This window comes from Muriicola sp. (genome assembly GCF_049669965.1).
GTDB lineage: Bacteria > Bacteroidota > Bacteroidia > Flavobacteriales > Flavobacteriaceae > Muriicola.
On sequence record NZ_JBATLB010000253.1, the window covers coordinates 1 to 8,154 of the forward strand.

At 44.9% G+C, this 8,154-nt stretch carries 8 protein-coding genes; 3 read left to right on the forward strand and 5 right to left on the reverse strand.

The genetic code is table 11. The features are described from left to right. The first annotated feature begins 546 nt into the window (after window positions 1–546). Together WBM49_RS12750 and WBM49_RS12755 are read left to right on the forward strand one after the other, a co-directional pair. On the forward strand, window positions 547–837 hold the full coding sequence (locus WBM49_RS12750) for a DUF2188 domain-containing protein (protein WP_424372433.1): 291 nt from the start codon (window positions 547–549) through the stop codon (window positions 835–837). After that, complete coding sequence (locus tag WBM49_RS12755) at window positions 837–1,145, forward strand: hypothetical protein (RefSeq protein ID WP_424372434.1); 309 nt, start codon at window positions 837–839, stop codon at window positions 1,143–1,145. Before WBM49_RS12750 ends, WBM49_RS12755 begins: the two co-directional genes overlap by 1 nt. A 130-nt stretch (window positions 1,146–1,275) precedes the next feature. On the opposite strand, the gene WBM49_RS12760 is transcribed toward WBM49_RS12755, so the two are convergent. Both WBM49_RS12760 and WBM49_RS12765 read right to left on the reverse strand, forming a co-directional pair. Continuing rightward, window positions 1,276–2,370: an acyltransferase family protein gene (locus WBM49_RS12760; protein ID WP_424372435.1), complete on the reverse strand. Its 1,095-nt coding sequence runs from the start codon at window positions 2,368–2,370 to the stop codon at window positions 1,276–1,278. A gap of 21 nt (window positions 2,371–2,391) precedes the next feature. Then, window positions 2,392–2,964, reverse strand: coding sequence for an ankyrin repeat domain-containing protein (locus WBM49_RS12765; protein WP_424372436.1), 573 nt, complete (start codon window positions 2,962–2,964; stop codon window positions 2,392–2,394). A gap of 228 nt (window positions 2,965–3,192) precedes the next feature. Here WBM49_RS12765 and WBM49_RS12770 point away from each other — a divergent pair, with 228 nt between their 5' ends. Further along, entirely contained in the window at window positions 3,193–5,244 is a 2,052-nt protein-coding gene (locus tag WBM49_RS12770) for a helix-turn-helix domain-containing protein (RefSeq protein ID WP_424372437.1), read from the forward strand. Between the two features lie 164 nt (window positions 5,245–5,408). Here WBM49_RS12770 and WBM49_RS12775 read toward each other — a convergent pair whose 3' ends face one another. From WBM49_RS12775 to WBM49_RS12785, 3 genes are all read right to left on the reverse strand, one after another. Next, window positions 5,409–5,933, reverse strand: a complete 525-nt coding sequence (locus tag WBM49_RS12775; RefSeq protein WP_424372438.1) for a hypothetical protein — start codon at window positions 5,931–5,933, stop codon at window positions 5,409–5,411. A gap of 571 nt (window positions 5,934–6,504) precedes the next feature. Further along, complete coding sequence (locus tag WBM49_RS12780; protein ID WP_424372439.1) at window positions 6,505–6,891, reverse strand: hypothetical protein; 387 nt, start codon at window positions 6,889–6,891, stop codon at window positions 6,505–6,507. A gap of 364 nt (window positions 6,892–7,255) precedes the next feature. Continuing rightward, a complete protein-coding gene (locus WBM49_RS12785) occupies window positions 7,256–8,125 on the reverse strand; it encodes a DUF808 domain-containing protein (protein ID WP_424372440.1) in 870 nt (289 codons plus the stop codon). Window positions 8,126–8,154: the final 29 nt, after the last annotated feature.

Consider the following 8,154-nt stretch of genomic DNA (forward strand, 5'->3'; position numbering starts at 1 on the left):
ATGAAGTCTGCTCCCTGAAAACAACCAAACCCCTACTTTTAACTTTTAAAAGAAAAAGCTATGACCCGCTCAAGCTTATTTTTCGTGTCCACATTGACTATGAGATGGCCATGGCAACGGGAGAAATTGTTGCTCCTGAAAAACTTTCTACCTCCATATAAAGCTCTAGCCTGCAGGGCTATAAGGGCTAATATATGCAGATGAGGGCCTTCTCCGGTTCATTTCCTCTAGGATATGAACCCAGGCATTAATAAATTGGACTAAACCTATCGCACCCATGTCCGCTTCGTCGCTGAAGCTTTCCATCGTATGGGACCCTCCCAATCCCGCCCCGTCCCAATAACTAACGGGAGTAATGGGGAGAAGTAGGTTCGAATAGAAATTTGATGCTAACATTGATATTTTGTCACATCTCGACTCCGCTCGATATGACAAAAAGAAGATGCTCGATATGACAAAAAGAAGGTGCTCGATATGACAATGGAGTAACCCCGACATCAACTCTTTGTTGAAAATAGTATCTTCGGCACGATAAAAACATAGAACATGCCCGAAAGCAACAAATCTAGCTCCTGGATAGACATTTTAAGGGATCTTGTAGCGCTCTTTTTTAAAAGCAGTCGGCAAAGTACACACGGCAGGTCCTGGCACCAGCATGTGGTACCCTATGATAACGGTTGGGCCGTAAGGCGGGAGGGGAACAAACGCATCACCTCCAAACACAGACGCCAGGATACAGCTATTACTAAAGCAAAACGGCTGGCTAGAAAATATAAGGCTGATGTAATTATCCATAGAGCGGATGGTACCATACGCGATCGTATCAATTACGATTAATGCAAGGCGAACTAGCCAATCCCACTCCTGACCGCTTTGTCGCTGAAACTGCTAAGCGTAGGAGACCCTCCAGTCCCGATAGCTATCGGGAATATCAGGATCGCGACAAGAAATTTCTAAGAAACAGAATAGCATTTACCAAAAACCCTGTTCCTACCCCTATGACGGTACAGGCCCATATTTCACTTAGCAACATTCCAATTCCTACTCCCAATACGGTAAAGCCTACCAGGATCAAAACAAAGATCAAAAAAAGTTCTTGTTGCTTTTTTGTTGTATTTTCTACTTCCATCGATTTCTATTTTTAAAAGTTATTAATTGATTCTTAAATTCTTACAACCCTATTCACTTCGTGAAATGTTATTTTTAATATGGCTGTCAGTCCTATTCGTACCTCACACGTCTATTTTATTTTTTCTGATAAACTTTATGGCTTGACTATTTGGTCCCGATAGTTTTCGGGATGGTTTTTGGTACTTGGAACCCAGTTCCTTTTAAACCAAACAACGGCCTTAAAATTCCAATCCTTCGTATGATAAATTCATAGATGAGGTAACAAAAGATTGCAGTAATCCCAACAATGCCAATGAATTTTAAAATCACAGGAATGTTGAGCGGTAAAATAAGATAGGCCCCCGCATACAGTACAAACATATGAATGATATACACAGGGTAAGCGGCGGTGGTCAAATAGCTTAAAAGCCCACTGGGCCGGTTTAAATATCTATATCCAAATCCAAATAATCCAAAGATCCAGCAATTGGATTCAATGGCTATCAGATAGCCGGGCGATTTCAGGTTGAATACCAGAAATCTAACAAGGTAAAGGCCTATAGCCAAGCCTGCGTAGAGCCATCGGCATTTCAACAATGTCTGCCAAAACGTTTTCCCGGAATACATTAAAATAAATCCGAAAAAGAAGGCCAGCAGCCCAATAAAGAATCCATGCCAGGTCTCGGCATACAGTTCAAACATTTGCGGCTTCACCAGCAACACCTCTGCTATAAAAAAGACGGACAAGGACAAGGGACCCAAAGGATGACTCATTAAAGAAGACAAAAACTTTTTAAACCTCCCCAGCTCATTTTTCTTCAGGTAGAAAAACAAGGGTGAAAGTACCAGCACATAGACAAAAATGTTCCCCAGGAACCACAAATGCCCCGCATGCGGATAATAGCCCAGGGGCATATTGTAGTAGTCCTGAAAAATATACATATGTAGGGGCGTAATGGCCACGATCCCAAAAACAAAGGGCAGCAAAATACGCTTCCCACGTTCGCCCAGGAGTTGTTTCCAGTTGCGTTTTCTCAGGGCAAAAAACACCCCCATCCCGGAGACGTAGAACAAGAGTGGAATGCGCCACACGTTCAGAGCGGTCATGGGTAACCAAAGGGATTCCATCAGTTCCGGACTCCGGATAAAGCCAATAAACATGGCCCAGGGCTGGAAGATGATGGCAATGTGGTAGATCAGCAATAAACCAATGGCGATCACCCGTAACCAGTCAATATCATGTCTTCTTTCAATGATCATTAGAGTGTGGTTTTAAAGTGATTATTGTAACATCATGGCAATGACAGGGCGGGTCTTTTCCACCTCATTAATATCTAATTGAAAGCCCATAGGCGCTAATTGTTGTTGCATCATTTCATAGATCGGTTTGATCTCCTTAAAAGGACCCATCACTGTTTGTGCGGGCGTAGCTCCGAAATTATTCAGTACCGTCTTATCGGCCTTAGCATCTATAAGTTGCTGTACAATTTCTACCCGGCAGAAGAAAGCAGCGGAATGCAGGGCAGTAGATCCGTCATTGTTCTTCAGGCTAAGATCCGCCCCGGCATTGATAAGCGCCTTAGCGATCTCATTTCTTCCAAAAGTGGCTGCTGTAATTAAAGGCGTAGAACTACTAAACGCATCTTTTTGGTTCAGATCAGTTCCGGCCTCAATATGCTGTCTCACCGCGGTAAGATTGTCTGAGACCACGGCCGACTGCAGGTCCATTTCCGGAGCATTTATAGCAGCTTCTGCCAAGGGCTTCTTCTTGTTTTGGGCGCAGGCGGTGAACAGCAAGACACTTAATAGCAGTACCCCTAAGGAGGGGATCGAATTGATTCTAATAGTTTTCATTTGTTTTATTTTAGATTATTATTTAACTGCTACAAAGATCCGCCAGACCGTGACGCAACGCTAATAAGGCATGCTGCAAGCTGTGTCATCTTTGAGGAAGCGGCTGAAAATTATGACGCAGACATAACACTTATGACGCAAATGTCTTTGCCTCCCCTTTAATTTGTACTATGCGCAGAGGTGCAGTTGCGATTATTTTTTTCTACTTTCGAAGTAGCAAACAAGTGTATGGCAGACCCATTGTTAAACGAATCTTCTTTTATCGAGAAGGCCAGTGCGCACGTTCTCGAGAACCTCTCCAATGAACACTTTGGCGTGTCCGAATTGGCAGCCGCCGTGCATATGAGCCGGTCTAATCTGCTCCGAAAGGTGAAAAAAGAAACCGGACTATCCGCCAGCCAGTTTATTCGGAAACTGCGACTAGCCGAAGCCATGGACCTATTGCGCGATACTTCCCTCAACGTCTCAGAGATCTCCTACCGGGTGGGCTTTGGGAGCACTTCGTACTTTATCAAATGCTTTCGGGAACAGTATGGATACCCGCCCGGGGAAGCCGCTAAACAAGAATTCAAAGATCCTGGCTTACCACCAAAACAAGCGCCTGGCTTCCGCTGGAAAGTTTTGGCCGCAGGGGTAATAGGCATTGCCCTTCTTGCGATAGGGCTGTATACATTTTGGCCCAGCTCCAAAGAAGTGGTCCTGGAAAAGTCGATCGCCGTATTACCGTTCAAAAATGAGAGCAGTGATGCCACCAATGTCTATTTTATCAATGGACTGATGGAATCTACCCTCAACAATTTGCAAAAAATTGAAGATTTCAGAGTGGTGAGTCGCACTTCTGTGGAAAAGTATCGTACCACCGCCCGCAGTATCCCTGAGATCGCCCGGGAGCTGCATGTAAATTATTTAGTGGAAGGCAGCGGGCAGCGGGTAGGAGACCGAGTGCTACTCAACATCCAATTGATAGATGCGGCCAGTGACCAGCCCATCTGGTCAGAGCAATACAGCCGGGAAGTAACAGATATCTTTGCATTGCAGAACGAAGTGGCCCAAAAGATCGCAGAGGCCGTACAAGCCATAGTGACCCCCGCAGAACGGGAACAAATAGACAAAAAACCGACGGAAAACCTGGTGGCCTATGACTTTTACCTGCAGGGAATAGACCTGCTGTACACCAGAATCCAGGAAAATATGGAAGCCGCCATTCCACTGCTGCAAAAAGCTATTGAAGAAGATCCACAATTCTCCCTGGCCTATGCCCAGGTGGCTATAGCGTATTATTTCCTGGATGAATATCAGAAAGAAAAACAATACACGGAAGAGATCAATACCTATGCAGACAAGGCGCTATTGTACGATTCGCAGTTGGCCGAAAGTTTGATTGCCAAGGCTTTGTACTACACCCAAACCGGGGAATACCGCCTGGCCCTGCCTCATTTGGAAAAGGCCCTGGATTACAACCCTAACTCGACTGTGGTCATACAGATCCTGGCCGATTATTACGCCCGGGTGATCCCCAATACGGAGAAATATCTGGAATACGCCCTGAAAGGCATACAGCTGCGTTTGGGTGCCAATGACTCCGTGGTCCAAAGCTATAGCTACCTGAGCTTAAGCAACGCCCTGGCGCAAAGTGGTTTTGTAGAAGAAGCACTGGTCAATATAGACAAATCGCTTAGCTATGCCCCCGATAATTACTATGCCCCCATGGTAAAAGCCTTTGTGCTGTATGCCAAAGACGGGGATCTGAACAAGATCCGGGAATCACTTATGGTGGAGTTGCAGAAAGATACCACTCGCCTGGACCTGTTGCAGGAGGTGGCCAAGATGTACTATTTTCAGGAAGACTATGAGCAGGCCTATAGGTACTACAAAAAGTTTGTGACCGCCAGGCAGGATAACGGCCTGGAGATCTATGCACAGGAAGATAGTAAGATTGGGTTTGTCTATGAAAAAATGGGATTCAAAGCAGAGGCCGAGGATCTTTATAAGACCTACGCAGCATATTGTGAAAGGGATGAATCTATTTATAAAAGTGCCAGCAAGGCGGTAAAATATCTTATTGAAGGCCAAGAAGCGCAGGCCATAGAACAACTACAAATCTTTGCAGAGGAAGATAACATACAGTACTGGGTTTTGTTGTTCCTAGAAAAAGACCCTTTGATGGCACCTTTAAAGGACGACCCGGAGTTTATTGCCGTGGTCCAAAAGATCAAGGACCGGTTCTGGAAAAACCATGCGCGACTTCAAAAAACCCTGGAGGAAAAGGGATTGATGTAAGGATTATTTGGGAGGAAACCCCAAATAATAAATTACAAAAAACAAGCACCAAATCTCAACAGTACCTTTTGGAATTTGTTATTTGTGTTTTGAGATTTTTTCGCCAGAAATATCTTTTTCCCACTATTCACCAACACCAACGCTGTCCTTTCAGTGAGCAGCCCTTAGCGATCGCCTTTTTGCACTGCGGCCTTGAATTTTAAGAGTTGGCTTTTTTGCCCCTGAATCTCAAAGGTGCTCGACTTGTTGAATACGCCGGACAATGCTCCTGCACCTGTACCAATAGCGGCGCCTATCAACCCAAATGAGAACAAGCCCGCAGTGTCAAAGTTGGTAGATTCTGAAGCGCCAAAATCTGTAAATAAGTTGTCCAGGGAAGAACCGCTGTCAGCACCTGCAATTGCACCGCCGGTGCCCCCCAGGACGGCTCCTATCCCCATGGCACGGCCCAATCCCCTTTTTGTCTTGATGCGGGCAATGGCCTCCGTGGCAACAGTATCTGTCTTTTTTCCTCTTTGTAGCACCAGTCCCTCCTCGTTGACGCTAAGCAGCTTGCCTTTGTAAATTTTGATCCCTTGTCCATTATACACTCTTATAAAAAGGGGTTTTATTTCTTGGAATTCTTGGCTGTTAGCCGACACAAAAAAGAAGAATGAACCTAACAGCATACAATACAACTTTGTTTTCATATCTAATAAGTTTAGTGATGGGAAAGTAACGCATACAGTGCGGATGGTTGTCCTGTTTTATATAGGAGCTATAATTCCGGACAAACCCCCACCTGGAGGCTTTCGAGAGGGGAGCAGGCACTATTGGTATTTTAAGTCTTAACATTGACGCTTTGGCACATCTCAACTCCTAAACAATTTTATCAGGTCACTGAAGGTTTTCAGAAATAATGGAGTGGCCAGCGGAAGTGCGTTTCATGAAATGAAAAAGAGCATGCAGCGATAGCCACGCCATGGTTTTTGCGAGAGCAAAAAATTTCCAAAAACCTTCTTGATCTTTTGGTTCGTTTTGGATCAAGCTAAAACGAACGAAAGAAAAAAAGTGATAGACTCAGATTTAATTTTCATTGGGAACTGGAGGCTTCACTTATATCTGAGTAAATGACAACACCATTATTTCTGAAAATCTTCGGGCTCGACTTCCAACCTCGTCTCTCTAACTTTTCTTCCCAAAAACCTTCTTCCTCCCTTTAGCAGCCCTACTCCAAATTCTACGATCAAACCTGGAACGGAACGAAAAAGATGCCGGGACTTAGTAATAGCCATTGAGCACGGCTTTCTTGAATTTTAATAGTTGCTTTTGTTGTCCCTGAATCTCAAAGGTGCCCGACTTGTTGAATACCCCGGTTGCTACTCCTGCCGCTGAACCAAATAAGGCCCCAATCGCTATGGCATGGCCCAGGGCCCTTTTTGTCTTGATGCAGGCAATGTCTGCCGTTGCAATAGTGTCTGTCTTTTTCCCTCTTTGTAACACCAGTCCTTCCTCATTGATGGCAAGCAGTTTGCCTTTGGAAATTTTGACCCCTTGCCCGTTATATACTCTAACAAAAAGGGGTTCTATTACAGAGACTTGTTGGCTGTTAGCCGACACAAAAAACAAGAATGAGCCCAATAGCACGGTATACAGCTTTGTTTTCATATCCTAAAAGTTTATAGATAGGAAAGTAATGTATACAGCGTGGATGGCTGTCCTGTTTTATATAGGAGCTATAATTCCGGACAAACCCTCCCCTGGCCGCTTCATCGCTAAAGCCTTTTTAGCGTATGAGACCTTCCCGGGGAATAGCATTTTAGCCTTAGTATAGATTTCTTGGCAGGGGGCTACTGTCATATTGAGCGCCTGCCTCCCGAAGGGTAAATTATTTTTCGAAGGAATGCTGAGGAAGTTCAATCCCTACCCTCTTCTGCACCTCTTCCAGTCCCGTCCACTCCCGATAGCTATCGAGAATAAACCCCAAATATCAAGAGTAAACATTGGAATTTGGTGCTTGTTCTTTTGGAATTTATTTCCCTAGAAATAACTTCTTTCCTCCCTTCGCTAACACCAACACCACAAGTCCGGCCAGTAGTCCTACCCCAAATTCATAGATCAGATCTGGTAGCCATGCGAAAGGGTTGTGCAGGAATTCCAGATTATGTACAAAGATCCCCCCGGAGACCAGGAGTAAGGCAATGGTCCCAATAACGGAGAGGGATTTTATCACCCACGGCAGGGCATTTACAAAAAATCGCCCAATTTTATCAGAAATACTATTGTCTTCCCCATTTAGGCGGATCAAGCGCGCGCCAAACTCATCCATACGCACAATAAGCGCTACCAGCCCATACACCCCTACGGTAGCCAGAAGAGCTATAAAAGACACCACGAGGATCTGAGTAGTAAGGGGTTCGCTTAAAACGGTACCAAGGGCTATGATGACTATTTCTATGGAGAGGATAAAATCGGTAACAATGGCCGACTTTATCTTTGTTTTTTCCATGGCAAGAATATCACTTTTTTGAATGGGTTGAAGATTTGAGGGGATATGCGCTTTTTCATGAGGCACAAAGAACTCATAGATCTTTTCGGCTCCTTCATAGGCCAGATATAGGCCCCCAAGCACCAGGATAAGGGTCACCGCCCAGGGAGCAAAGGCGCTTAGTAAAAAGGCAATGGGGAGGATGATAAGTTTGTTTAAAAGCGACCCTTTGGTAATGGCCCATAGTACCGGGAGTTCTCGTTTAGACACAAAGCCAGAGGCCTTTTCTGCATTCACCGCCAGATCATCCCCCAGGATCCCGGCGGTCTTTTTGGTGGCGATCTTCCCCATGGTAGCCACATCGTCTAATAGGGTAGCGACGTCATCTAAAACAGCAAAAAATCCCGAGGCCATATGTTGGGTTTGTGGTTCAAAGATAAAGC